The 24,056-nt window shown below is 51.5% G+C and carries 24 protein-coding genes; 13 read left to right on the forward strand and 11 right to left on the reverse strand.

Annotated elements, in window-relative coordinates:
- Window positions 1-5: 5 nt before the first annotated feature.
- From urtD to urtA, 4 genes are read right to left on the reverse strand one after another with little or no spacing between them, the layout of a single operon-like run.
- Window positions 6-803 (reverse strand): urea ABC transporter ATP-binding protein UrtD, encoded by a 798-nt coding sequence (urtD, locus tag OGV38_RS20405; protein ID WP_049040454.1) that lies wholly within the window; start codon window positions 801-803, stop codon window positions 6-8.
- The gene (urtC, locus tag OGV38_RS20410; protein ID WP_046276388.1) at window positions 803-1,876 is read right to left on the reverse strand and encodes an urea ABC transporter permease subunit UrtC; all 1,074 of its coding nucleotides are present in this window, start codon (window positions 1,874-1,876) and stop codon (window positions 803-805) included. Before urtC ends, urtD begins: the two co-directional genes overlap by 1 nt.
- Complete coding sequence (gene urtB, locus OGV38_RS20415) at window positions 1,876-3,450, reverse strand: urea ABC transporter permease subunit UrtB (protein ID WP_049259793.1); 1,575 nt, start codon at window positions 3,448-3,450, stop codon at window positions 1,876-1,878. Before urtB ends, urtC begins: the two co-directional genes overlap by 1 nt.
- A gap of 43 nt (window positions 3,451-3,493) precedes the next feature.
- Window positions 3,494-4,765, reverse strand: a complete 1,272-nt coding sequence (urtA, locus tag OGV38_RS20420; RefSeq protein WP_137367580.1) for an urea ABC transporter substrate-binding protein — start codon at window positions 4,763-4,765, stop codon at window positions 3,494-3,496.
- 486 nt (window positions 4,766-5,251) lie between these two features.
- On the opposite strand from urtA, the gene mgtS reads away from it, so the two are divergent.
- Both mgtS and OGV38_RS25015 read left to right on the forward strand, forming a co-directional pair.
- Complete coding sequence (mgtS, locus tag OGV38_RS20425) at window positions 5,252-5,347, forward strand: protein MgtS (RefSeq protein WP_003032406.1); 96 nt, start codon at window positions 5,252-5,254, stop codon at window positions 5,345-5,347.
- 399 nt (window positions 5,348-5,746) lie between these two features.
- The gene (locus OGV38_RS25015) at window positions 5,747-5,920 is read left to right on the forward strand and encodes a YnfU family zinc-binding protein (protein ID WP_213083734.1); all 174 of its coding nucleotides are present in this window, start codon (window positions 5,747-5,749) and stop codon (window positions 5,918-5,920) included.
- A 166-nt stretch (window positions 5,921-6,086) separates the two neighbouring features.
- Here the strand turns inward: OGV38_RS25015 and dcp are convergent, their stop codons facing one another.
- Window positions 6,087-8,132 carry a peptidyl-dipeptidase Dcp gene (gene dcp / locus OGV38_RS20430; RefSeq protein ID WP_286474737.1) on the reverse strand — a complete coding sequence of 682 codons (2,046 nt, stop codon included), beginning with the start codon at window positions 8,130-8,132 and terminating at the stop codon, window positions 6,087-6,089.
- A 137-nt stretch (window positions 8,133-8,269) separates the two neighbouring features.
- On the opposite strand from dcp, the gene ydfG reads away from it, so the two are divergent.
- The 3 genes from ydfG to ydfZ all read left to right on the forward strand — a co-directional run bounded on the left by ydfG (window position 8,270) and on the right by ydfZ (window position 10,182).
- Complete coding sequence (gene ydfG / locus OGV38_RS20435; protein ID WP_016153061.1) at window positions 8,270-9,016, forward strand: bifunctional NADP-dependent 3-hydroxy acid dehydrogenase/3-hydroxypropionate dehydrogenase YdfG; 747 nt, start codon at window positions 8,270-8,272, stop codon at window positions 9,014-9,016.
- An 86-nt stretch (window positions 9,017-9,102) separates the two neighbouring features.
- Window positions 9,103-9,789, forward strand: a complete 687-nt coding sequence (locus OGV38_RS20440; protein ID WP_016153060.1) for a GntR family transcriptional regulator — start codon at window positions 9,103-9,105, stop codon at window positions 9,787-9,789.
- A 189-nt stretch (window positions 9,790-9,978) separates the two neighbouring features.
- Window positions 9,979-10,182 (forward strand): putative selenium delivery protein YdfZ, encoded by a 204-nt coding sequence (gene ydfZ, locus OGV38_RS20445; RefSeq protein WP_003032393.1) that lies wholly within the window; start codon window positions 9,979-9,981, stop codon window positions 10,180-10,182.
- A gap of 74 nt (window positions 10,183-10,256) precedes the next feature.
- On the opposite strand, the gene OGV38_RS20450 is transcribed toward ydfZ, so the two are convergent.
- The 4 genes from OGV38_RS20450 to OGV38_RS20465 form a co-directional block, all read right to left on the reverse strand.
- The gene (locus OGV38_RS20450) at window positions 10,257-11,723 is read right to left on the reverse strand and encodes a mannitol dehydrogenase family protein (RefSeq protein WP_210590004.1); all 1,467 of its coding nucleotides are present in this window, start codon (window positions 11,721-11,723) and stop codon (window positions 10,257-10,259) included.
- 159 nt (window positions 11,724-11,882) lie between these two features.
- Window positions 11,883-13,217: an MFS transporter gene (locus OGV38_RS20455; protein ID WP_286474742.1), complete on the reverse strand. Its 1,335-nt coding sequence runs from the start codon at window positions 13,215-13,217 to the stop codon at window positions 11,883-11,885.
- A gap of 60 nt (window positions 13,218-13,277) precedes the next feature.
- The gene (gene rspA, locus OGV38_RS20460; protein ID WP_016153056.1) at window positions 13,278-14,492 is read right to left on the reverse strand and encodes a starvation-sensing protein RspA; all 1,215 of its coding nucleotides are present in this window, start codon (window positions 14,490-14,492) and stop codon (window positions 13,278-13,280) included.
- A gap of 107 nt (window positions 14,493-14,599) precedes the next feature.
- On the reverse strand, window positions 14,600-14,926 hold the full coding sequence (locus OGV38_RS20465; protein WP_075848236.1) for a YnfA family protein: 327 nt from the start codon (window positions 14,924-14,926) through the stop codon (window positions 14,600-14,602).
- A 153-nt stretch (window positions 14,927-15,079) separates the two neighbouring features.
- Between OGV38_RS20465 and OGV38_RS20470 the strand changes: the two genes are divergently transcribed.
- Both OGV38_RS20470 and speG read left to right on the forward strand, forming a co-directional pair.
- Window positions 15,080-15,421, forward strand: coding sequence for a DUF1283 family protein (locus OGV38_RS20470; RefSeq protein ID WP_016153054.1), 342 nt, complete (start codon window positions 15,080-15,082; stop codon window positions 15,419-15,421).
- 35 nt (window positions 15,422-15,456) lie between these two features.
- Window positions 15,457-16,017 (forward strand): spermidine N1-acetyltransferase, encoded by a 561-nt coding sequence (gene speG / locus OGV38_RS20475; protein WP_006684613.1) that lies wholly within the window; start codon window positions 15,457-15,459, stop codon window positions 16,015-16,017.
- 7 nt (window positions 16,018-16,024) lie between these two features.
- Here the strand turns inward: speG and OGV38_RS20480 are convergent, their stop codons facing one another.
- On the reverse strand, window positions 16,025-16,735 hold the full coding sequence (locus tag OGV38_RS20480) for a YnfC family lipoprotein (RefSeq protein WP_104651636.1): 711 nt from the start codon (window positions 16,733-16,735) through the stop codon (window positions 16,025-16,027).
- A 102-nt stretch (window positions 16,736-16,837) separates the two neighbouring features.
- On the opposite strand from OGV38_RS20480, the gene OGV38_RS20485 reads away from it, so the two are divergent.
- From OGV38_RS20485 to clcB, 6 genes are all read left to right on the forward strand, one after another.
- Window positions 16,838-17,146 carry a DUF1161 domain-containing protein gene (locus OGV38_RS20485; protein WP_085951053.1) on the forward strand — a complete coding sequence of 103 codons (309 nt, stop codon included), beginning with the start codon at window positions 16,838-16,840 and terminating at the stop codon, window positions 17,144-17,146.
- Window positions 17,147-17,294: 148 nt separating this feature from the next.
- Complete coding sequence (ynfE, locus tag OGV38_RS20490; protein WP_286474744.1) at window positions 17,295-19,733, forward strand: selenate/tellurate reductase subunit YnfE; 2,439 nt, start codon at window positions 17,295-17,297, stop codon at window positions 19,731-19,733.
- Window positions 19,734-19,743: 10 nt separating this feature from the next.
- Window positions 19,744-20,361 carry a DMSO/selenate family reductase complex B subunit gene (locus OGV38_RS20495; protein WP_047417533.1) on the forward strand — a complete coding sequence of 206 codons (618 nt, stop codon included), beginning with the start codon at window positions 19,744-19,746 and terminating at the stop codon, window positions 20,359-20,361.
- Window position 20,362: 1 nt separating this feature from the next.
- Window positions 20,363-21,217: a dimethyl sulfoxide reductase anchor subunit family protein gene (locus tag OGV38_RS20500; RefSeq protein WP_269517281.1), complete on the forward strand. Its 855-nt coding sequence runs from the start codon at window positions 20,363-20,365 to the stop codon at window positions 21,215-21,217.
- A gap of 42 nt (window positions 21,218-21,259) precedes the next feature.
- Entirely contained in the window at window positions 21,260-21,874 is a 615-nt protein-coding gene (gene dmsD, locus OGV38_RS20505; RefSeq protein ID WP_269517282.1) for a Tat proofreading chaperone DmsD, read from the forward strand.
- 119 nt (window positions 21,875-21,993) lie between these two features.
- Window positions 21,994-23,283, forward strand: a complete 1,290-nt coding sequence (gene clcB, locus OGV38_RS20510; RefSeq protein ID WP_137367585.1) for a voltage-gated ClC-type chloride channel ClcB — start codon at window positions 21,994-21,996, stop codon at window positions 23,281-23,283.
- Here clcB and bioD read toward each other — a convergent pair.
- On the reverse strand, window positions 23,239-23,934 hold the full coding sequence (gene bioD, locus OGV38_RS20515; RefSeq protein WP_016153046.1) for a dethiobiotin synthase: 696 nt from the start codon (window positions 23,932-23,934) through the stop codon (window positions 23,239-23,241). The genes clcB and bioD overlap by 45 nt on opposite strands.
- Between the last annotated feature and the right edge of the window lie 122 nt (window positions 23,935-24,056).

A 24,056-nucleotide genomic window follows, 5' to 3' on the forward strand; every position in this document is an offset into this window, starting at 1 on the left:
GCTCCTTAACGCCCGAGATAAACTTCAATAACCTGCTCGTTGGCCTGCACTTCGCGCAGACTTCCCTGAGCCAGAACGCGTCCCTGGTGTAAGACCGTGACGCGATCGGCAATGGTTTCGACAAATCCCATATCGTGCTCAACAACCATCAGCGAGTGCTTCCCGGCAAGCTTACGAAACAGCTCCGCAGTGTATTCCGTCTCCGCATCCGTCATGCCCGCCGCGGGTTCATCCAGCAGCAGTAAATGCGGCTCCTGTATTAACAGCATGCCAATTTCGAGAAACTGTTTTTGCCCGTGAGAAAGCAGCCCGGCGCGGCGGGCCCGCTCGTTGCCCAGCCGCAACAGCGCCAGTATTTCATCTATACGATCCCGTTGTTCGCCGGTGAGGCGCGCCCGTAAAGAGCCCCAGACAGATTTATCGCTTTTCAGCGCCAGCTCCAGATTCTCCTCCACCGTTAACGCTTCAAATACCGTGGGTTTCTGAAACTTCCGCCCAATACCCTGACGTGCAATGGCGATGGGGTCCAGCGTTGTTAAATCGGTCGACTGATCGTATATCGCCCGACCACTTTGCGGCCTGGTTTTGCCGGTAATAACATCCATTAGCGTCGTTTTTCCGGCACCGTTGGGACCAATGATGCAACGCAGCTCCCCAACGCCAATATTGAGCGTGAGATCCGTTAACGCCTGGAAGCCATCGAAGTTAACGTTAATTTTTTCCAACTGGAGCACCGGGTCCGTTTGGTTGCGAAACCGATCGCCTGGCATTTGGCGAGTAAAAAGCCCTTCATCTGGCTGCATTATTTGTCTCCCTTGCGAAACAGACCCATCACACCACGAGGTAAAAACAGCGTAACGCCAATAAAGATCAGGCCAAGAAACAGTTGCCAGTATTCCGGCATAATGACGGTAAACAGGCTTTTAGCGCCGTTCACCAGTACGGCGCCAAATACCGGGCCAATCAGGGTTCCACGCCCGCCGAGGGCAACCCAAATCGCCGCTTCTATCGAGTTGGTCGGCGACATTTCGCTGGGGTTAATGATTCCCACCTGCGGAACATACAACGCCCCCGCCAGGCCACACAGCACGGCGGAAAGCGTCCACACCAGCAGCTTGAAACCTTTCGGATCGTAACCACAGAACATCAGTCGGTTCTCGGCGTCGCGCACGGCAGTGAGAATTCGACCAAACTTACTGCGGGCCAGCGCCAGTCCCAGCCATATTGCCAGCACCAGCAGCATGACCGTCGCCAGAAACAGTGCGATACGGGTTGAGGTCGCGGTCACCGGAAATCCCAGAATGGTGGTAAAACCGGTAAAACCGTTATTTCCCCCAAAGCCGGTTTCGTTGCGGAAAAACAGTAACATTCCGGCGAAAGTCAGGGCCTGAGTCATGATGGAGAAATAGACCCCTTTGATTTTTGAACGGAAGGCAAACCAGCCAAATACCAGCGCCAGCAGGCCCGGCACCAGCACAACCAGCAACATCGCCCAGATAAAATGTTGCGTTCCCCACCAAAACCAGGGCAGCTCGGTCCACGACAGAAACGACATAAAGGCCGGTAATCCTTCGCCGGAAGCCTGGCGCATCAGATACATTCCCATCGCATATCCCCCCAGCGCAAAGAAAATACCGTGGCCCAGCGAGAGCATTCCCGCATAGCCCCACACCAGATCCAGTGCCACCGCCACAATGGCATAGCAGAGAATTTTCCCGGCCAGAGTCAATGTCCACACCGATATGGCCAGCGGATGATCCGCAGGTAACAGCGCCAGAAACGGCAGAATAATCAGCGCCAGCAGTAAACCCAGCCCCAGGATACGTGTCGCGCGCGGCGCTTTACGCGCCAGCGTTAATGTCATTGGCATCGTCATCAGTCAATAACCCTCCCTTTCAACGCGAACAGCCCCTGAGGACGTTTCTGAATAAACAAAATAATCAGCACCAGAATCATAATCTTACCGAGAACCGCTCCCACCTGAGGCTCAAGAATTTTGTTGAAAATCCCAAGCCCAAACGCAGCGGCTACACTCCCCGCGAGTTGTCCCACGCCGCCCAGCACCACCACCAGAAACGAATCGATAATGTAGCTTTGCCCCAGCTCCGGTCCTACGTTGCCTAACTGCGAGAGCGCTACGCCCCCCAGTCCGGCAATCCCTGAACCAAGACCAAAGGCCAGCATATCCACACGTCCGGTAGGTACGCCGCAGCAGGCCGCCATATTGCGATTTTGCGTCACCGCACGTACGCGCAGTCCCAGACGGGTTTTATTCAACAACAGCCAGGTGAAGAACAGCACCAGAATGGCAAAGCCAAGCACCACAATTCGGTTCCACGGCAAAATCAGATTGGCATAAACCTGAATGCCCCCGGAAAGCCATTCCGGATTAGCGACTTCAAGGTTTTGCGCGCCGAAGGACATACGCACCAACTGGATAAGCATCAGACTGATCCCCCACGTTGCCAGCAGGGTTTCGAGCGGACGCCCGTATAAATGGCGGATCACTCCGCGCTCGAGTAGCATTCCAACCCCAGCGGTAAGCAAAAAGGCGACCGGAAGCGCAATAACCGGATACCAGGCCAACCATTGCGGGAAAAACTGGCCCATCAGTTGTTGCACCATCCAGGTACCGTAAGCGCCGAGCATTAACATCTCACCATGCGCCATATTAATGACGCCAAGTAAGCCGTAGGTTATCGCCAGACCCAATGCCGCCAGCAGCAAAATGGAGCCCAGCGACAATCCCATAAATGCCTGTCCAAGAAGATCGCCAACCTTCATGCGATGCGCGATGGCATTCAGGCTTTCGTCAGCGGCAGCACGAACGCGGGCATCAGGTTCATGTTCAGCATGGGTGAATGGCTGCAGGCGCGTCTGGGTTTCAGGATCGTTCGACGCCCCTAGCAGTTCGATTGCCTGACGTCTGATCTCAGGCGAAGTGCTGGTCAGTTGCAGGTTTGCCAGTGCAATAGCCAGTAAAGATTTCACGTCAGCATCGGGCTCCTGGGCCAGTCGTTGCTGCAAAAACGGCAACATCCCCGGCTGGGCCTCACGCTGTAATGTACGCGCTGCCCCGCTCCTTTGAGTGACACTGTCACTTAATAGCTGGTGGACGGCCAAGGTTCCGGCAACCAGATTACGCAGGCGGTTAGTCAGGCGGATTTTTTTTAGCTCGCCGTTCGGACCTGCCGCCGTTCCTAGCGGTTGTACGTGCGACCCGTTCATGATGAACGCGTTTTTCGCGTTATCTGTCAGCAGGTTCTCGTCACTCAGCGCTTTGAGCACCGGCAAGCGTTGAACATCGGGTTTTACCGACCATTGTTCTAGCAAGGCGGCCTGCTGAGTCCGGTTGGCGGCGGTAAAGGTATCGGCATCTGCGGCCTGCGCTATCCACGGCAAAAGCCACGTCAGCAACAACACACCACGAATAAAGCGCATGGCTTTCATGAGCATTCTCCAAAGCGTTGCCCTCCCGCAGGAGGGCGTAAGATCAGTTGCTGGCGGTTTTAACGGGCTGTTCAGATTTTTTATCATTACCGGCGATATACGGACTCCACGGCTGGGCGCGAACCGGCGCTTCGGTTTGCCACACCACGTTAAACTGGCCGTTGCTTTCAATCTCGCCAATCATGACGGGTTTATGCAGGTGATGGTTGGTCGCATCCATGGTCAGGGTAAATCCTGATGGTGCTGCGAATGATTGTCCTGCCATAGCCGCCCGGACTTTATCCACATCGGTAGTTCCGGCTTTTTCTACTGCCTGCGCCCACATATGCAGGCCAACATAAGTGGCTTCCATAGGGTCGTTGGTCACCACCGAATCAGCATTCGGCAGCTTATGCGCTTTGGCATACGCCCGGTAATCCGCGACGAACTTCTTGTTGGCCGCATTATCTACAGACTCAAAGTAGTTCCACGCAGCCAGGTTGCCCACCAGCGGTTTAGTATCGATACCGCGCAACTCCTCCTCACCCACAGAGAATGCCACCACTGGAACATCCGTGGCTTTCAGGCCCTGGTTCGCTAACTCTTTATAGAATGGAACGTTAGAATCCCCGTTGATGGTCGATACCACCGCCGTTTTTCCCCCTGCGGCGAATTTTTTAATACTGGCAACAATGGTCTGGTAATCGCTGTGTCCGAATGGGGTATACACCTCTTCGATATCTTTATCGGCCACGCCTTTCGAATGCAAAAAGGCGCGTAAAATTTTGTTAGTCGTACGCGGATAGACATAGTCCGTACCCAGCAGGTAGAAGCGCTTAGCGCTGCCGCCGTCCTCACTCATCAGATACTCAACCGCCGGGATCGCCTGCTGATTAGGCGCAGCGCCGGTATAGAAGACGTTAGGCGACATCTCCTCACCTTCATATTGCACCGGGTAAAACAGCAGACCGTTCAATTCTTCAAATACCGGTAAAACCGATTTACGCGAAACCGATGTCCAGCAGCCGAAAACCGCCGCTACCTTGTCCTGGCTCAGTAACTGACGTGCTTTTTCAGCAAATAACGGCCAGTTCGAAGCCGGGTCAACCACCACCGGTTCCAGCTTTTTGCCCAATACACCACCCTGCGCATTGATTTCATTAATAGTCATCAACGCCACATCTTTCAGCGGCGTTTCGGAAATAGCCATGGTGCCGGATAACGAATGCATGATGCCAACCTTAATAGTGTCGGCCGCCTGAACACTAAAACTCATTCCCATTGCGACAACAGAGGCGGAAAGCGCAAAAGCTTTTAAAAATGTACGACGCTGCATAGTTTCACTCCTGAAATTAGTCTTGTTGAAAGCTCCGGTGCAGCCGGGCAGACAAAACGGTGCAAATTAAGGGTATTCAGAAGTGATAAGGCAAAAACGATGCCAGATATTAAAACATCATATAAAATCAATGAATTAGAATTTTAGGCACAAAAATCAGTATTAATTTTTGCCGCCAGAAGGATTAATCGCGTGAAACATTGAACCACAATGAGACAACTCTGCATTATAAACGTGCAACAATCTGTGTCTGTCACACATGGTCATAACGGCGCGCCCCGGTATAAAAATATGGTTATTTGTTCGCAGATAACCGTGCCTTGTCACTATTATTTATTTTTCCCGACGTAATCACGTCAAAATTTTACTTTTCCGCCGAAATAATCACACAGTTCAGCCTTTGTTTAAGATTGAATTGCTACTATAGTCATAAGCGAGGTGAACTTAAGGTAAGAGAGGAAACTCACAAATAAAGGAGCATTTACTATGCTGGGTAATATGAATATTTTTATGGCTGTTCTGGGAATTATTTTATTTTCCGGTTTCCTGGCCGCGTATTTTAGCCACAGATGGGATGATTGATGAACGGAGATAGTCCTGAACCGACCCGGCCCCTTGCTGCGTAGCTGCACAAGGGGCCATTTTTTTACCTGAATTCCCCCTCCCGGCACCTTTTCCCTGATGTACAGATAAAAAAAACCGCCGGATAAACCAGCGGTAAATGCTTGCATGGATAGATTTGTGTTTTGCTTTTATACGCTACCTGGCAATTCCCTGCGAAGATAACGGATAGTTGGCTAATCTATCATCGACAACCCCAATGAACGTTAAACGAAACGTAACTACCTTCTATAAGTCATGTTGGCCGCTAATGAGATTCTTGCAAACCGTACAGTAATCCATGTCATCGCAATGGTTATAAAATGAGCTATTTATTGCTTCATAGTGTATGGTAAGCACCCCATCACAAGGACAATCAATATGTCGATACTCAAAGATATTAAGATGCGTACTTTACGACCAGTGAAAAGTACCTGTCCTCACTGCTGCCGCCAGTCAATGCACAGCCTGTCGAGAATAAAAAACAACATAACGTTAGTCTGCCCCAACTGCGGCAATACCTACCTTCCTTCCCAAAGCAAACCAGTCAAGTAACGTAAGAACAGGAAAACAATGCCGACCTTTCACCAGCAGCCCTCCCTACCCGAGCGTCTCTATGAGATGCAAGGCATCAATACCCAACAACGATTCATTTTGCTGAAGAAAAAATCCAGCTAACAACCGGGCACCACGCCCGGTTCAATTTTCTGGCTGACCTGTCTTAAGCGCTCAAACCACGATGTTCCAGCATGGGTTCCATGCGCGGTTCACGCCCGCTCCACTGGCGATAAAGTTCAGTTAAATCAGTGCTGTTTCCGCGGGACAAAATTGCTTCGCGGAATTTCTGTCCGTTTTCACGGGTTAATCCGCCCTGCTCTACGAACCACTGATAGCCGTCATCGGCCAGCATTTGCGTCCACAGATAGGCATAATAACCTGCGGCATAACCGCCACCGAAGGTATGGGCAAAATAACTGCTGCGATAACGCGGCGGCACGGCCTTGAGATCCAAACCTTCCGCCGCCAGCGCCTGCTGTTCAAATTGATCGACCGGATGAGATGACTCGCTCAACTCCAGAGAGTGCCAGCGCATATCCAGCAATGCAGCGCTGAGCAGTTCGGTCATGTCGTAACCTTTGTTAAACAGACTGGCTCGCTGCATTTTATCCCGCAATGCCTGCGGCATTTGCTCCCCGGTATCAACATGTCGGGCAAAACGGGCAAAGACCTGAGGATGGCTCGCCCAGTGTTCGTTGATCTGTGAAGGAAACTCGACAAAATCACGCGGAGTGTTGGTTCCAGAAAGCGTGGCATAACGCTGAGTGGCGAACAGACCGTGCAATGTATGGCCAAATTCATGAAATAGCGTAATAACATCATCCCACAGCAGCAATGCAGGCTGATCCTGCGCAGGTTTTTGATAATTACAGACGTTGTAAATAACCGGTCTGGTTTCGTTAAGCAGCGATTGCTCGACAAAATTGCCCATCCAGGCTCCGCCGCTTTTTGATTCCCGGGCAAAGAAATCACCGTAAAATAGCGCTAACCCTACGCCATCATGATCGAATATTTCCCATACCCGAACATCCGGGTGATAAACCGGAAAGTCGAATCGCTCAACGAATTTGATGCCAAAGAGTTGATTGGCCGTCCAGAAAACGCCCTCGTTCAGCACCGAATCAAGGGCAAAGTAAGGTTTGAGCTGTGCCTCATCAAGGTCATATTTCTCACGACGGACCTGCTCGGCATAAAACGACCAGTCCCAGGCCTCGGCGCTAAACGACTCGTGTTCTTGAAAGATAACGTTCTGGATTTCAGCCTGCTCATCCAACGCCCGCGCCCGCGCGGCTGGAACAATAGATCGCATAAATGTCAGTGCCGCTTCCGGCGTTTTTGCCATCTGGTCGGCAATTTTCCAGGCTGCGTAATTGGCAAAACCAAGCAGTTGCGCCTGCTGCATCCGGATTGCTACCTGTCGCTGAATAATAGCTCGCGTGTCGTTGCCATCATCATTTTCAGCCCGCGTCCATGCTCGGGTGAACAGTTTTTCGCGGGTCTGACGATCGCGTAAAACCGCAAGCGCCGGTTGCTGAGTTGTGTTTAATAGCGGGATAACCCAACGCGCTTCAAGCCCTTTCGCCCTTGCAGCTTCGGCGGCAACGGCAATTTCTTCTGTGCTCAGCCCCTCCAGAAGCCGGATATCATCCACCACCATAGCACCTGACGTGTTGGCTGCCAGCAACCGTTGATTAAACTGGCTGGTCAGCGTGGCTGACTCCGTATTGAGCGCTTTAAGTTTGGCTTTATCGGTCTCGTTCAGACGGGCGCCGGCCAGTACAAAACGCTGATACACGACCTCCAGCAGACGTATTGATTCGCTATCCAGACTTAACGTACCACGCCGTTGCCAGACAGCTTCGACACGGGCGAAAAGCGCGCCATTGAGATAAATATCATTGGCAAGGTTCGCCAGCTCTGCGGAAAACTCTTCGTCAAGGCGCTGTAGTTCATCGTTGGTGTGCGCCGCCGTCATTGCGAAGAAAACGCTGGTCACACGCGTGAGCAGCCCCCCGCTTTGTTCAAGCGCCAGCAACGTATTAGCAAAATCAGGAACCTGTGAGTTTTGCACAATAGCGTCGATCTCGGCGCGTTTTTGCCGCACGCCCTCATCAAACGCTGGACGATAATGCTGCACGTCGATCTGATCAAACTGCGGTGCCTGATACGGCAATGTGCTGTGGTGTAAAAATGGATTCGTTAACGACATCTTTCACTCCTGAAAACGATTTGTTTACCAGAGTAGACTTCCCGGGAATCGACCGCAATCGCGTTAAGCAGGAATAGCTCTGAACGGAAATGACGTGCTATGGTAGTACTACATAAAAAGCGTTGAGGAACAGTGAGATGATCGTTTTAGTAACCGGAGCAACCGCAGGTTTTGGTGAGTGCATTACGCGTCGTTTTATTGAGAATGGGCATAAAGTTATTGCCACCGGACGCCGCCAGGAGCGCCTGCAGGAACTCAAAGATGAGCTGGGTGACCGCCTCTATACCGCGCAACTGGACGTACGTAATCGTGCATCAATTGAAGAGATGCTGAACGCCTTACCCGCTGAATGGCGCGATATTGATGTTCTGGTCAACAACGCGGGTCTGGCGCTGGGCCTTGAGCCAGCCCACAAGGCCAGCGTTGAAGACTGGGAAAATATGATCGACACCAACAACAAAGGCCTGGTTTATATGACCCGTGCCGTTCTGCCAGGCATGGTTGAGCGCAACCGCGGTCATATTATCAATATCGGTTCTACCGCGGGAAGTTGGCCATACGCTGGTGGGAACGTCTACGGTGCGACCAAAGCGTTTGTTCGCCAGTTTAGCCTGAATTTACGTACTGACTTACACGGCACTGCGATTCGCGTTACCGACATTGAACCTGGTCTGGTTGGCGGTACGGAATTCTCTAACGTACGTTTTAAAGGCGATGACGCTAAAGCTGAAAAAGCCTACGAAAATACCACTGCGCTGACCCCGCAAGATGTTACAGAAGCGGTATGGTGGGTGGCGTCCTTACCCGCTCATGTCAACATTAACACCCTTGAAATGATGCCTGTCACACAGTCTTTTGCCGGACTGAGTATTCATCGGAGCTAATTTCTCTGCCCGGCCTTGCGCCGGGTATAGATAGCCTGAAATAAGTGATAAGATCTCCGGGTTAACTCTCTAAAAAGTAAGAATGAATGACCGTAGAAACGCAGCTCAACCCTACACAACCGGTAAATCAACAGATTTACCGTATTCTTCGTCGTGATATCGTGCACTGTCTGATTGCACCCGGTACGCCGCTGTCGGAGAAAGAGGTTTCCGTACGCTTTAATGTGTCACGCCAGCCGGTACGAGAAGCATTCATCAAACTGGCAGAGAACGGTCTGATTCAGATCCGCCCGCAGCGTGGCAGCTACGTAAACAAAATTTCGCTGTCGCAGGTGCAGAACGGCTGTTTTGTTCGCCAGGCAATTGAATGTGCCGTGGTCCGCCGCGCCGCATCACTGATCACTGATAAACAGTGCTATCAGCTCGAACAAAATCTGCATCAGCAGCGCATCGCGATTGATCGAAAACAAATCAATGATTTCTTCCAGCTAGATGACGAATTTCATCAGAAACTGGCTTTAATCGCCGAGTGCCAACTCGCCTGGGACACCGTTGAGAATATTAAGGCCACGATTGACCGCGTTCGTTATATGAGCCTGGATCATATCTCTCCGCCTGAAATGCTGCTGCGTCAGCATCACGATATTTTTACCGCACTTGAGAAACATGATGGCGATGCCGTAGAGCGCGCAATGATGCTGCATCTCCAGGAAATTGGTGAGTCCGTTCAGCTAATCCGTCAGGAAAATAGCGACTGGTTCAGCGAAGATTAATATTACGCTCACCTCACACCGAGGTGAGTTTCTCCTGCCTTCCCCCTCTCCCGCACATCTGCATAAAAAAAGCTGTGATTTTGATCGAAAACAAAAAAAATCATTAACGAGAAGCGTATTTATATTGCGCCCGTTACGTGGGACTAGAGCCCACGGGCTTTGACGGTAAGTTGGAAAGGAGAAAACACCATGAAAACATACGATCGTAACCGTAACGCAATCACCACTGGCAGCCGCGTCATGATTAGCGACACCGGACTTACAGGCCGCATTACAGCGATAGATACCGATGGCCTGACCGCTGAGCAAATTCGCCGCGGGAAAACAGTGGAAATCGAAGGGTGTGAAGGTAAATATGCCCCCCTCGAACTGATTCGTTTGGGCATGAACTAATTGGTGTGAATGCCAAAAAACAATGCGCCATCTGGCCTGTTTATAGCCAGATGGCGACTTAAATGATGTTCTCGTTACTTCAGTTTTGCAGCATACTTCGCAACGGTTGCTTTCGCCCCTTCAGCCAGTAAAGCAAGATAGGCTTGTGTGACCTGGTTCTTGAACAATTCTACCTGCGGCAGTTCACGACCAAAAATAGCATCGATCGCCAGCAGCGCCTGGACACGATCTTCGCCCTCGTTACTGCTATGCACCGTTTTCTGGATCACCGGTAACAGCGGATCGCTGATTTCAATCGCCTGACCCTGATCATCGACACCGCCGACGTAACGCATCCAGCCAGCCACGCCCAGCGCCAGCAGTTCAAAGTGGCTACCGTGCGCAATGTGCCAGCGAATGGAGTCCAGCATACGCTGCGGCAGTTTTTGACTGCCGTCCATCGCGATCTGCCAGGTGCGATGACGCAGTGCCGGGTTGCTGTAGCGCTCAATTAACAGATCGGCATAGTGCGGAAGATCCACACCTTTCACTTTTAACGTGGGCGCTTGTTCCTGCAACATCAGCGCACGCGCGGCGAGGCGATAATTTTCATCGCCCATGCAATCGTTAATGTGCTGATATCCCGCCAGATACCCCAGATAAGCAAGGAAAGAGTGGCTGCCGTTGAGCATACGCAGTTTCATCTCTTCAAACGGAATGACATCAGCAACCAGCTCCGCTCCCGCCTTCTCCCATTCAGGGCGGCCAGCGACAAAGTTATCTTCTATAACCCACTGACGGAACGGTTCACATGCCACGCCTGCCGGGTCGCGTACGCCGGTAATGTGTTCAATTTTGTCCAGCGTATCCTGGGTAACTGCAGGGACAATGCGGTCAACCATTGTCGACGGGAATGTGACATGTTGTTCGATCCACGCAGCCAGTTCCGCATCCACCGCCCGGGCATACGCGGTGACAACATTGCGCATTACATGACCGTTTTCCGGCATGTTGTCGCAGGACATCACGGTAAAAGCGGGTAACCCCGCAGCTTTGCGTCGTGCAAGCGCCTCAACCACAACGCCTGGCGCAGTTTTTGGCTGTTTTGGGTTTTGTAGATCGGCGGCAATCATCGGGTTGTCTAACATCAATTGACCGGTCGCCGGAGAATGGCAATACCCTTTCTCGGTAATGGTCAGGGAAACAATCGCAACCTGCGGTTCACTCATCGCAGCCAGTACGCTTTCCAGACCATCAACCTGCGCATGCAGCGCATTTTTCACCACGCCCACGACTCTTGCAGTCCAAGCATCCGCAGACATTTCTGCAACGGTATACAGGTTATCTTGCTGTTTCAGATCGGCAATCTGCTGCTCGCCGCCAATCAGGTTCACTTCGCAATAGCCCCAGTCACTGCCGTGATCCGCAGCGAGAATGTCAGCGTAAACCCCCTGATGTGCGCGGTGAAATGCGCCAAACCCCAGATGAACAATACGCGGGACCAGTTTTGTACGATCGTAGTCGGGAAGTGCAGCCTTTGCCGTTAAGAGCTTGTTTTGCATGGTATGACCTACTTATCAATGAAATCAGGATTGATTCAGAGTAACGCCTGTATGGTTGTATGTTTTGATTTGCATTAAGCTTTTAATGATTGGTATGACATCACTTAAAGCTGTGTACCATAAAAGGTAAATTTGGCGGCATATTGCCGCCAAAGGATATTAATGTTTCTGCCACTGCTGGTATTCACGTTTAAGCCTTTGCGGTGCAGTTTCCGGCATCATCAGCAAACCAATAACTGAGATGACGCCAAGTACAATCACATAGGTTGCGAGTCCATAATAATGTCCACCAGTTACTTGCAGAATTTTTACTGCTACTAAACCAAGAATCCCACTACCAATTAGCGATCCCAACTGCCAAATTAATGCTATTCCGCTACAACGAATATGAGTCGGGAAAAGCTCTGGGAAATAAGATGCCTGAGGTGCATAACACATACTATGCCCAACGCTCAGTACCAGGATCATTACTATTTGCGTAAGCCAAAAGCTATCCTGATTGATTGCAAGGAAGAAAGGAATAATCATAACAACCTGGAGCAATGCGCCGATAATATAAACTGGTTTACGCCCAATTTTGTCGCATAGCGAGCCCATCATCGGTATTGCAATTATTTCTATAATCACCGCAACAATCATTGTCTCCATCAAGATATTTGCATCGAGATTGTTTGCCTTACCGTATGCAAGGACAATCACTGTAAACATTGCAAATGTGCAGGCCTCAATCAGCTTCGCACATACTCCCTTAACGACAATTCCCGGAAAATCACGGATAACTTCAACTAATGGACGTGATTCTTCTGCTTTTGTCTCCCTAATCTGAGCAAAGACTGGTGATTCATCAATTTTTAAGCGGATAAATAACCCAACAATAACCAGCAACAGACTTAACAGGAACGGTATACGCCACCCGTAATCCATCATTACCTCTGGAGAAAGTGTGGCATTTAACAACGCAAAGAGTGCTAACGGCAGAAGAAAACCAACTGGGGCACCGATTTGAACCCAACTCGAAAAAAATCCACGATGTTTGGGCTCAGAATATTCAGCAGTCATCAATACTGCACCGGCTTGTTCTCCTCCAACACCAAAGCCCTGTAATACACGAATAAATATAAGTAAAGCTGGAGCCCATACACCTATTTTTTCATATGTAGGTAACAACCCAATACAGAATGTCCCTAAGCCAACGATTAATATAGTAATAACCAGTGCTTTTTTGCGCCCGACCTTATCGCCAATATGCCCAAAGACAATTCCTCCTAATGGTCTAGCCAGGAAACCAACGGCATAGGTTGCAAAAGCAGCCAGCGTACTAATTAACGGATCGTCACTTGGGAAAAATAAATGACCAAAAAAGAGTACGGCTGCTGTCCCATATGCAAAGAAGTCATAGTATTCGGCAGCAGTACCAATTGCGGAGGCTGAAGCCACTCTGCGAATAATGGGTTTATTATCTACGTTATTTTTAATATCGACTGAATTAACCATAAGTTTTACCTTCTGTAGGGTATTGAGTTAATCAACATCTTTCGTACGTAAAATTTATATTTACCAGTTCCACAACGTGCCATCTTCCAGACGAGCAACAGGCAGATATGCAGGGTCATACGGATATTTCGCCGCCAGCTTTTCATCAAACTCGATCCCAAGACCTGGTTTGTCTCCAGGATGCATATAGCCGTTATCAAAGGTCCAGTTGTGCGGGAACACTTCCAACATTTGCTCGGAATACCCCATATATTCCTGTACGCCGAAGTTCGGCACCCACAGATCAAAGTGCAACGCGGCGGCCATGCATACTGGAGACAGATCGGAAGGTCCATGCGAACCGGTACGTACCTGATACAGCGACGCGAAATCGGCAATTCGACGCATGCCAGTGATACCGCCCGCATGGGTGATGGTGGTGCGGATATAGTCGATCAATTGCTCTTCGATAAGCTGTTTGCAGTCCCAGATGCTGTTGAAAACTTCCCCTACCGCAATCGGCGTGACCGTATGCTGGCGGATCAGGCGGAAGCATTCCTGGTTTTCAGCCGGGGTTGGGTCTTCCATCCAGAACAGACGGTATTGCTCGATGCTTTTGCCGAAACGGGCCGCTTCAATTGGCGTCAGACGGTGGTGCATATCGTGCAAAAGATGTTCGTTGAAACCAAACTTGTCGCGCACGGCTTCAAACAGTGTTGGTGTGAAATCGAGGTACTTCTCCGTTGACCATAACTGCTCTTCTGGCCACTGCCCTTTGGTGGCGGGTTCGTAGGCCAGTCCTTTGCCTTTAGACATACCGTAAGTGGTTTTCATACCCGGCACGCCGCACTGCACGCGAATTGCTTTAAAGCCCATCTCTTTATGACGCGCATAATCTTCGAGTACGTCATCAACGGTATGGCCTGTGGTGTGACAGTAAACCATAACGCCTTCACGAGATGCACCGCCGAGCAGCTGGTACAACGGCATATTCGCCGCTTTCGCTTTGATGTCCCACAATGCCATATCCACCGCGGAAATCGCCGACATGGTGACCGGACCACGACGCCAGTACGCGCCTTTGTAGAAAAACTGCCAGATATCCTCAATTCGGTGCGCATCGCGACCAATCAGCTGCGGACAAACATGATCTTTCAGATAGGACGCTACGGATAACTCGCGTCCGTTTAACGTGGCATCTCCCAGCCCAGTGATCCCATCGTCTGTCGTAATTTTCAACGTGACAAAATTACGCCCCGGACAGGTGACAAACACTTCAGCCCCAACAATCTTCATCTCTTATTCCTTGCATTTGTTCTTGTGATGCAGGAAATTTACCCAACTGAGCTACTACCATACAAGTATGAAGATCAAAAAAGCGCTGATTGATCACAAAAAAGGCGCTATGCGCGCCCCCATCCAACCACAATAATCAGCATGCCGCACAGGGCCACCAGCGCACCTGACCAGTCGTACAGGCTAAGTTTTACGCCGTCAACAATGCGTAGCCAAAGCAACGCAGTCACCACGTAAACTCCACCATAGGCCGCGTACACACGCCCACTTGCTGCCGGATGCAGCGTCAGTAACCAGACGAATAAGGCCAGTGACATCCCGGCGGGTATCAGCAGCCAGGCCGTAGCCCCTCGCTTAAGCCAGAGCCAGGGTAAAAAGCAGCCAATGATTTCGCATAACGCGGTGATGAAAAAAAGGAATGTGGTCTTAAGCATTGATGTTATTCAGTTACCTTCGGTTTAACCATGATACGACAGAATGTCGTTAGCGTATCCATCACCGCAGAGTGGGTATGCCCGCAAGCCAGAATAGTGTAGAATTTAGCCCTGTTTTATTGTTTTTTCCCTTTCCCATAAAAGGAATTCACCATGAATATTACACTGACCAAACGCCTGTGCCTGACGGCTATGCTGACGCTGGCTGCGGCTGTGTACACCTCTTCCGCATTTGCTGAAACCAGTAAATTGATCATTGAATCCGGGGACAGTGCGCAAAGTCGTCAACAGGCAGCAATGGAAAAGGAACAATGGAACGATACGCGTCAGTTACGCCAGAAGGTCAACAAGCGTGCAGAGAAAGAGTGGGACAAAACCGACGCAGCTTTCGATAGCCGTGATAAATGCGAACAGAGCGCTAATATTAATGCGTACTGGGAGCCCAACACCTTGCGCTGCCTCGACCGCCGCACTGGCCGCACCGTTGCCCCATAATGATTGCACTTTGAAAGATATTGAAAGGATACGATATGACTAGCGCCCTCAGTGTTAAGCTGCGCCCGCTGGAGCGTGAAGATTTACGATTTGTCCATCAGCTTGATAACAACGCCAGCGTAATGCGTTACTGGTTTGAAGAACCTTACGAAGCATTTGTTGAGCTGTCAGATCTGTATGACAAGCATATCCACGACCAAAGTGAACGTCGCTTTGTTGTGGAATGCGACGGTGAAAAAGCCGGACTGGTGGAGCTGGTTGAAATTAACCATGTGCACCGCCGGGCAGAATTCCAGATCATTATTTCGCCGGAGTATCAGGGCAAAGGCTTGGCTTCCCGGGCTGCTAAGCTGGCGATGGATTACGGCTTTACCGTACTTAACTTATATAAGCTGTATCTGATCGTTGATAAAGAGAACGAAAAAGCCATCCACATCTACCGTAAACTCGGGTTTATGGTCGAAGGCGAGCTGATTCATGAATTCTTTATCAACGGTCAATACCGCAACACTATCCGCATGTGTATCTTCCAGCAGCAGTATCTGGCAGAACATAAAACGTCAGGTCCCAACCTGCTGCAACCTACCGCTCAATAAAGACTGACTAATAGTAATCGATGGTGTTTTCAATCGAGTAATGGTGTTCAACTGCCGGCTTCACGCTCTCGTCAACGATAATAAGCTGGCAGTTGACCGGATTAGCATAGTCATCATACTTGCACGTTTGTTTTACATTACCTAACGGATGGTTATTGAGCAGGCTTACCGCGGTGTAATCCAGCTTCTTCAACGGGTCAACCGACGGTTTGGCATCAACCTGCAAGGTATTGTCCTTATTGACGGTGGTTTTACCCAGCGGGTAACCTTCCGCATCATAGCGATATTGCACCTTCATCTCTTTTCCCGTGGCGGAAACGACAAAACCGTTATCGTCGGTATCCCATACCACGCCCGCCGCAGGCAGTTCTGCTAACTGACATTTACCCTGTAAGCGGATCCGTTTTTCCAGCGTTTTGGCGTCCCGGTAATAGTTAGCATCCAGGACCAGCGCCATGCCGGTATTGCTTTCAATATCATGCAATTCAAGCGTATCGAAGCACCCTTCCTGTGAGAGCGTACCGACAACGCGCTTGGTGACTTCACCTTTGTCATTAAGCAGCGTCTGGCTGAAATCTTTAACCGGCCCGCGCAGCGGATCGAAATCAAATTCATTGGAAAAACTGGCCATTTCCGGCGTAAAGGAATCCAGGCCTTTGGCGTTATCACACCCGGCCAGCACGACGCACAGGAAACCTAATAAGATCTTTTTCTTCACATTTTTCACCGGGATAAGAAGATAATTCTCAATCATATTAGCAAATACAGTTATTTACACCAGAAATGCTAATCTTAGTCCAGGTCGATCATAAAGGAGCTGATGATGAAATACATAACAGGAATTGCCGCGCTCTTACTGGCCGTCGCGTCCCCGCAGGTTTTGGCGGCACCGGCGTCATGTGAACGCGTGAAAAGCGATATCGAACAGCGGATCATTAATAATGGCGTTGCTGAATCCAGCTTTACGCTGAACATTGTTCCCAACGATCAGGCCGATCAGCCTGATTCACTGGTCGTGGGACATTGTGCAAACGATACGCACAAAATTCTCTATACCCGAACCAACAGTGGCAACGCCCCTGCCAATAGCACCCCTGCCCAGGACGGGCACGTCGCCGAACCGCAATAAATCACGCCCTCCGTGCGCGGAGGGTCACTCCAGTTTGATATGCATTAAGATGACATACCCATAAGTGGGTAAACTCAAACCATTATTAGCATGCTATTAATTTCGTTATAGAAATTAATATATAGCGATAACTATAATGGGGTGAGTAATGTCAAAAACTGAGCAATATGGAGGCATTAGCCGCAGGACGTTAGTGAAATCCTCGGCAATCGGTTCGCTGGCGCTTGCCGCGGGTGGGCTGTCGTTACCTTTCGGAATGCGCACTGCCGCCGCAGCGGTACAGCAGGCGATACAACCCGTTGAAGAAAAAGTGGTTTGGGGCGCTTGTTCCGTAAACTGCGGCAGCCGTTGTGCCCTGCAACTCCACGTCAAAGATAATGAAGTCGTATGGGTGGAGTCCGATACGACCGGGAACGATATTTATGGTCAACACCAGGTTCGCGCCTGTTTGCGTGGCCGCTCAATCCGTCGACGGATCAATCATCCGGATCGCCTGAATTACCCCATGAAGCGCGTGGGCAAACGCGGTGAAGGTAAATTTGAGCGTATAACCTGGCAGGAAGCACTGGATACCATCAGTGCCAGTTTGAAAAATACCGTGCACAAATACGGTAACGAGGCCGTGTATATCAACTACACCTCTGGCATTGTAGGCGGCAACATTACTCGCTCCTCCCCTTATGCCTCGCTGGTCGCTCGCCTGATGAACTGCTATGGCGGATTCCTGAGTCATTACGGCACCTACAGTACCGCACAAATCGCGGCGGCAATGCCTTATACATATGGTTCAAACGAAGGCAACAGCACCTCCGATATCGAAAACACGAAGCTGGTGGTGATGTTCGGCAATAATCCCGCCGAAACGCGTATGAGCGGAGGTGGAATAACTTACTTCCTGGAACAGGCCAGGGAGCGCTCTAATGCCCGGATGATCGTCATCGACCCGCGTTATACCGATACCGCAGCGGGTCGTGAAGATGAATGGATCCCTATTCGTCCGGGGACCGATGCCGCATTAGTAGCCGGAATCGCCTGGGTCCTGATTCACGAAGATCTCGTTGACCAGACGTTTCTGGATACATACTGCATCGGTTACGACGAGAAAACCCTGCCCGCCGACGCACCCGCTAATGGGCACTACAAAGCCTATATTTTGGGCAACGGTGATGACGGTATCGCTAAAACTCCCCAGTGGGCCTCACATGTTACCGGGATCCCAGCCGAGCGCATTATCAAACTGGCTCGGGAAATCGGCAGTACAAAACCCGCATATATTTGTCAGGGCTGGGGTCCGCAACGCCAGGCTAACGGCGAGCTGACCTCACGCGCAATCGCGATGTTGCCGATCCTGACCGGCAACGTTGGCATCAACGGCGGCAATAGCGGTGCACGAGAATCAACCTACACCATCACGATTGAGCGTATGCCGCTGCCAGAAAATCCCATTAAGACCCAGATATCCTGCTTTAGCTGGACCGACGCAATCGTCCGGGGCCCGGAAATGACCGCTACCCGCGATGGCGTACGTGGGAAAGATAAGCTCGACGTGCCGATTAAATTTATCTGGAACTACGCGGGCAACACCATCACCAATCAGCACTCAGATATCAATAAAACGCATGAGATCCTTCAGGACGACACGAAATGCGAAATGATTGTGGTCATTGAAAACTTCATGACCTCTTCGGCCAAATATGCCGATATTCTGCTGCCTGATTTAATGACCGTCGAACAGGAAGACATCATTCCTAACGATTATGCAGGCAACATGGGTTACCTCATTTTTATTCAACCCGCGACGTCGCCTAAGTTCGAGCGCAAACCGATCTACTGGATAATGAGTGAAGTCGCAAAACGTCTTGGCGATGATGTCTATCAACGGTTTACTGAAGGCCGTACCCAGGAGCAGTGGCTTCAGTATTTGTATGCAAAAATGCTGGCTAAAGACCCCGCGCTCCCGACTTATGACGAGCTGAAAAAAATGGGGATCTATAAACGCAAAGATCCTAACGGACACTTTGTCGCCTATAGAAAATTCCGCGAGGATCCACAGACCAACCCGCTCAAAACGCCGTCTGGCAAGATTGAAATATACTCCAGCCGACTGGCGAAAATTGCCAGTACATGGGAACTGCAAAAGGACGAAGTAATCAGTCCGCTTCCCGTTTATGCATCCACATTTGAAGGCTGGGATGACCCGAAACGCAGTTCATTCCCGCTGCAGATGTTTGGTTTCCACTACAAATCCCGCACCCACTCCAGCTACGGCAATATAGATGTTCTCCAGGCGTCCTGTCGTCAGGAAGTATGGATAAATCCCATCGATGCCCAAAAACGGGGGATTGCAAATGGCGATATGGTGCGAGTCTTTAACGATCGCGGTGAACTGCGTATCCCAGCAAAAGTAACGCCACGAATTTTGCCCGGAGTAAGCGCAATGGGCCAGGATGCATGGCACGATGCCGATATGGCTGGCGATAAGATTGACCATGGCGCCTGCGTCAATACGCTGACAACTCAGCGCCCGTCGCCGCTGGCAAAAGGCAACCCACAGCATACTAACCTGGTCGAGATCGAGAAGGCATAAGGACTAACCCATGACAACTCAGTATGGATTTTTTATTGATTCCAGCCGTTGCACGGGGTGTAAAACCTGCGAGCTGGCCTGCAAAGATTACAAGGATCTCACTCCCGACGTCAGTTTCCGGCGTATTTACGAATACGCTGGAGGCGACTGGCTGGAAGATAACGGCGTCTGGCAACAGAATGTCTTCGCCTATTACCTCTCCATTGCCTGTAACCACTGCGAAGATCCGGCCTGCACCAAGGTTTGCCCCAGCGGCGCTATGCATAAGCGTGAAGATGGTTTTGTGGTGGTGGATGAAGACGTATGCATAGGCTGTCGCTACTGCCACATGGCCTGCCCTTACGGCGCACCGCAGTACAATGCCGCCAAAGGTCATATGACCAAGTGCGATGGCTGTCATGACCGCGTGGCCGACGGCAAAAAGCCCATCTGCGTCGAGTCCTGTCCGCTGCGCGCGCTGGACTTTGGTCCAATTGATGAGCTGCGCAAAAAGCACGGTGAACTGGCGGCGGTCGCTCCGCTGCCAGGTGCGCACTTCACCAAACCGAACATTGTGATCAAACCCAACGCCAATAGCCGCCCGACCGGGGATACCACGGGTTATCTGGCGAATCCGCAGGAGGTGTAACATGGGCAATGGATGGCATGAATGGCCGCTGGTCCTGTTTACGGTGCTGGGCCAGTGCGTGGCCGGAGCGCTGATAGTGAGTGGCTATGGCTGGCTGACCGCTAAAGACGAGGTGGCAAAACAACGTATCGTGCGCAGTATGTTTTTTCTGTGGCTGATAATGGGCATCGCCTTTCTCGCCTCGGTAATGCACCTGGGTTCGCCACTGCGCGCCTTTAACTCGCTGAACAGAGTTGGCGCATCTGCGCTGAGTAACGAAATCGCCAGTGGTTCACTGTTTTTCGCCGTCGGTGGCCTGTGGTGGCTGGTGGCGTTTCTCGGTAAAATGCCCGCAGCGTTAGGTAAAATCTGGCTGCTGGTGGGCATGCTGCTGGGTCTGGTATTTGTGCTGGCGATGACCAGCGTCTACCAGATAGACACTGTCCCGACCTGGTATAACGGCTACACTACGGTGGCATTTTTTATGACGATGTTGCTGAGCGGACCGCTGTTTGCCGCCCTGCTACTGCGTGCTGCGGGTGTTTCCTCTGGCACCGCCAGATTCGCCTACGTGAGCGTTTTGGCCCTACTGGTGATCGTGGCGGTTATTGTTCTGCAGGGACTGTCACTCGGCGGGATCCACAGTTCGGTACAATCCGCCAGCGCGCTGGTTCCCGACTACGGAAGCTTGCAGGTCTGGCGCATCATTCTGCTGGCCGCCGGTCTGGGCTGCTGGATATGCCCGCTGATCTGTCGTAAAGCACCATCCGTCGGCGGCCTGGCGCTGGGCTTAGTGTTAGTCCTCGCCGGTGAAATCATTGGCCGCGGATTGTTTTACGGTTTACATATGACAGTCGGAATGGCTGTTGCAGGTTAACTTTCGGGTGCGGGGCAACCCGCACTGTTCAGGATTGTTTGCATGACCCATTTTTCGCAAGGTGACAACTTTTCTACCGCGGCGCGCGTACTCGGCGCACTGTTTTACTATGCGCCAGATAGCGCGGAAACCTCTGCATTAGTCAGTGCGTTAAGAGCCGATGGCTGGCAGGCGCAGTGGCCGCTCGATCAGGCAATGCTTTTCCCGCTGGCAGCACGGCTACAAGCCGAGGTCGATGAGCCTCTCCCGCAGGCCTGGCAACGCCTGTTTGTCGGTCCATATGCGCTACCCTCTCCGCCCTGGGGATCCGTCTGGCTGGATCGTGAAAACGTGTTGTTTGGCGACTCTACGCTGGCACTCCGTCAGTGGATGCGGGACAACGGCATCCAGTTTGCCATGCAGCAAAATGAGCCAGAAGATCACTTTGGTGCACTGCTGTTGCTGACGGCCTGGCTTGCTGAAAATGAACGCCACACCGAGTGCGAACAGCTGCTGGCCTGGCATCTGTTCCCGTGGTCATCCCGCTTCCTTGATGTGTTTATCGAAAAAGCTGATCACCCGTTTTACCAGGCGCTGGGGGAGCTGGCCCGTCTGACGCTGGCGCAATGGCAGTCGCAGTTACTGATCCCGATAGCCGATAAGCCACTTTTCCGTTAGTTTCATCACAGGCAGGATGTGTCCTGCCTGTGTAGCATCCTGTTGCGCACGCTGAGCTTTTGCTTCTGTTGCCAAATAGCCGCAAAATAAAGCGTCTGAAATTTCCTGTCTGGCCACTCATGCATCATTTACATGCTTATCCTGACCTGCGCGCCATGTTCCGCCGCCTGCTGATTGCTGCGCTGATTGGTATCCTTGCTGCGTTGGCCGTCGCAGGATTTCGCCACGCCATGCTCCTTCTTGAATGGTTGTTCCTGAGCAATGACACAGGGAGTCTGGTCAACGCGGCAACAAACCTTTCCCCTGTAAGACGCATGCTGACACCTGCGTTAGGAGGGCTGGCGGCGGGTTTGCTGCTTTGGGGATGGCAAATGTTCAACCGGTTACGCCCGCAGGCTCCCACTGATTACATGGAAGCCTTGCAAACTAATGGACAATTTGACGTCAGTGCAAGCCTGGTGAAATCGCTGGCCTCGTTACTGGTCGTCTCCAGCGGGAGTGCCATCGGGCGCGAAGGTGCCATGATTTTACTGGCAGCGCTGGCAGCCTCCAGCTTTGCTCAACGCTTCACCCCGCGCACGGAATGGAAGTTATGGATTGCCTGCGGAGCCGCTGCGGGTATGGCCGGAGCGTATCATGCCCCACTGGCGGGCAGTCTATTTATTGCTGAAGTGTTGTTTGGCACCTTGATCCTCGCGTCACTGGGACCGGTGGTGGTATCCGCCGTCGTCGCCTTGCTCACCACCAATATGCTGAGCGCCAGCAATGCGCTGCTGTATGCCGTGCACTTCACACGGGAACTGCATGCGCTGGAATACGTCATGATCATCAGTACCGGTCTGGCTGCCGGCGTTTGCGGACCGCTATTCATGTGGTTGATGACCGCCAGCCATAATGGTTTTTTGCGCTTAAAACTCTCGCCCCCGTGGCAACTGGCGCTCGGCGGGCTGATCGTTGGCCTGCTGTCATTGCTCACGCCTGCGGTCTGGGGTAACGGCTACAGCGTGGTGCAGTCATATTTACTCTCCCCACCGCTGCTGGCCGTGGTGAGCGGGATCTTCATCTGCAAATTACTGGCGGTGCTTGCCAGCAGTGGTTCCGGTGCGCCTGGCGGTGTGTTTACGCCAACGCTGTTTGTCGGTCTTTCGGTGGGTATGCTGCTGGGACGAGTGTGGGGATTATGGCTTCCGGGTCCGGATGAGATTGCCATTCTGCTGGGATTAACGGGGATGGCCACGCTGCTGGCAGCGACCACGCATGCGCCAATAATGTCGACACTGATGGTTTGTGAAATGACCGGGGAGTATCGTCTGCTCCCCGGATTGCTGATTGCCTGTGTGGTGGCGTCTGTGCTGTCGCGAACGTTACGCCAGGACTCTATCTACCGACAACACGCTGCCGAGCATTGACAGACGGATGTACTGAGACAGCTCGCGCTGCTCTGCACGAGGCAGATAAGGCAGTTCACCGATCAGCGGTGCGGGTAATTTTTTGCCCAGCACATCAATGATTTCCGCATAATGTGCTAGCCCCGGATTGATTCGGTTCGCGACCCAGCCAATCAAAGGCAATCCGTCGCTGGCAATCGCCTGTGCGGTGAGGATGGCATGATTAATACAGCCTTCCTGGATACCCACCACCATCAGTACCGGCAGTTGTTCCTGCACCACCCATTCAGATAACGGACGCAGATCGTTCATCAGGCTCCGCCAGCCTCCTGTGCCTTCCACGACAACGTGATCCACTTTTTCGCTGAGGCTTGCAAGGCCGTTGGATAACAGGGTGTAATTGACCGGACCACTATGCGCTACGCTGCTTTCATCCTCACTCAACGCAATCGGGTTGACCGCCTCGTAGGGCAGTTCGATAGTGGACACGCTTTGCAGCACCAGCGCATCTTTGTTGCGCAGACCTTCAGGTGTCTCTTTGCTTCCTTTGGCCACGGGTTTATAGCCCGCAACGCTTTTACCCCCTGACGCTAACGCTTGTAGTAATGCGCGGGAAACCACGGTCTTCCCAACAGAAGTGTCTGTACCTGTAATAAAGAAACGCTTCAGCATCACTAACTCCACCGTTATGCTTTGAAAATATAAGTCAGGAAAATAATACAGTGGAGAAAGTCTAAGGTATGACGACGAGAATCGGCTTGAGATAGCGCAATTTTTCGTACAACAGTTAAAAA

Origin of the sequence: Citrobacter sp. Cb080 (genome assembly GCF_030334745.1) — a bacterium.
Classification (GTDB): Bacteria; Pseudomonadota; Gammaproteobacteria; order Enterobacterales; family Enterobacteriaceae; genus Citrobacter; species Citrobacter braakii.

What these genes read in the sequence shown, in the direction of transcription:
- urtD (WP_049040454.1), bottom strand. Translation starts at nt 803, where the DNA reads ATGCAGCCAGATGAAGGGCTTTTTACTCGCCAAATGCCAGGCGATCGG.
- urtC (WP_046276388.1), bottom strand. Translation starts at nt 1,876, where the DNA reads ATGACGATGCCAATGACATTAACGCTGGCGCGTAAAGCGCCGCGCGCG.
- urtB (WP_049259793.1), bottom strand. Translation starts at nt 3,450, where the DNA reads ATGAAAGCCATGCGCTTTATTCGTGGTGTGTTGTTGCTGACGTGGCTT.
- urtA (WP_137367580.1), bottom strand. Translation starts at nt 4,765, where the DNA reads ATGCAGCGTCGTACATTTTTAAAAGCTTTTGCGCTTTCCGCCTCTGTT.
- mgtS (WP_003032406.1), top strand. Translation starts at nt 5,252, where the DNA reads ATGCTGGGTAATATGAATATTTTTATGGCTGTTCTGGGAATTATTTTA.
- OGV38_RS25015 (WP_213083734.1), top strand. Translation starts at nt 5,747, where the DNA reads ATGTCGATACTCAAAGATATTAAGATGCGTACTTTACGACCAGTGAAA.
- dcp (WP_286474737.1), bottom strand. Translation starts at nt 8,132, where the DNA reads ATGTCGTTAACGAATCCATTTTTACACCACAGCACATTGCCGTATCAG.
- ydfG (WP_016153061.1), top strand. Translation starts at nt 8,270, where the DNA reads ATGATCGTTTTAGTAACCGGAGCAACCGCAGGTTTTGGTGAGTGCATT.
- OGV38_RS20440 (WP_016153060.1), top strand. Translation starts at nt 9,103, where the DNA reads ATGACCGTAGAAACGCAGCTCAACCCTACACAACCGGTAAATCAACAG.
- ydfZ (WP_003032393.1), top strand. Translation starts at nt 9,979, where the DNA reads ATGAAAACATACGATCGTAACCGTAACGCAATCACCACTGGCAGCCGC.
- OGV38_RS20450 (WP_210590004.1), bottom strand. Translation starts at nt 11,723, where the DNA reads ATGCAAAACAAGCTCTTAACGGCAAAGGCTGCACTTCCCGACTACGAT.
- OGV38_RS20455 (WP_286474742.1), bottom strand. Translation starts at nt 13,217, where the DNA reads ATGGTTAATTCAGTCGATATTAAAAATAACGTAGATAATAAACCCATT.
- rspA (WP_016153056.1), bottom strand. Translation starts at nt 14,492, where the DNA reads ATGAAGATTGTTGGGGCTGAAGTGTTTGTCACCTGTCCGGGGCGTAAT.
- OGV38_RS20465 (WP_075848236.1), bottom strand. Translation starts at nt 14,926, where the DNA reads ATGCTTAAGACCACATTCCTTTTTTTCATCACCGCGTTATGCGAAATC.
- OGV38_RS20470 (WP_016153054.1), top strand. Translation starts at nt 15,080, where the DNA reads ATGAATATTACACTGACCAAACGCCTGTGCCTGACGGCTATGCTGACG.
- speG (WP_006684613.1), top strand. Translation starts at nt 15,457, where the DNA reads ATGACTAGCGCCCTCAGTGTTAAGCTGCGCCCGCTGGAGCGTGAAGAT.
- OGV38_RS20485 (WP_085951053.1), top strand. Translation starts at nt 16,838, where the DNA reads ATGATGAAATACATAACAGGAATTGCCGCGCTCTTACTGGCCGTCGCG.
- ynfE (WP_286474744.1), top strand. Translation starts at nt 17,295, where the DNA reads ATGTCAAAAACTGAGCAATATGGAGGCATTAGCCGCAGGACGTTAGTG.
- OGV38_RS20495 (WP_047417533.1), top strand. Translation starts at nt 19,744, where the DNA reads ATGACAACTCAGTATGGATTTTTTATTGATTCCAGCCGTTGCACGGGG.
- OGV38_RS20500 (WP_269517281.1), top strand. Translation starts at nt 20,363, where the DNA reads ATGGGCAATGGATGGCATGAATGGCCGCTGGTCCTGTTTACGGTGCTG.
- dmsD (WP_269517282.1), top strand. Translation starts at nt 21,260, where the DNA reads ATGACCCATTTTTCGCAAGGTGACAACTTTTCTACCGCGGCGCGCGTA.
- clcB (WP_137367585.1), top strand. Translation starts at nt 21,994, where the DNA reads ATGCATCATTTACATGCTTATCCTGACCTGCGCGCCATGTTCCGCCGC.
- bioD (WP_016153046.1), bottom strand. Translation starts at nt 23,934, where the DNA reads ATGCTGAAGCGTTTCTTTATTACAGGTACAGACACTTCTGTTGGGAAG.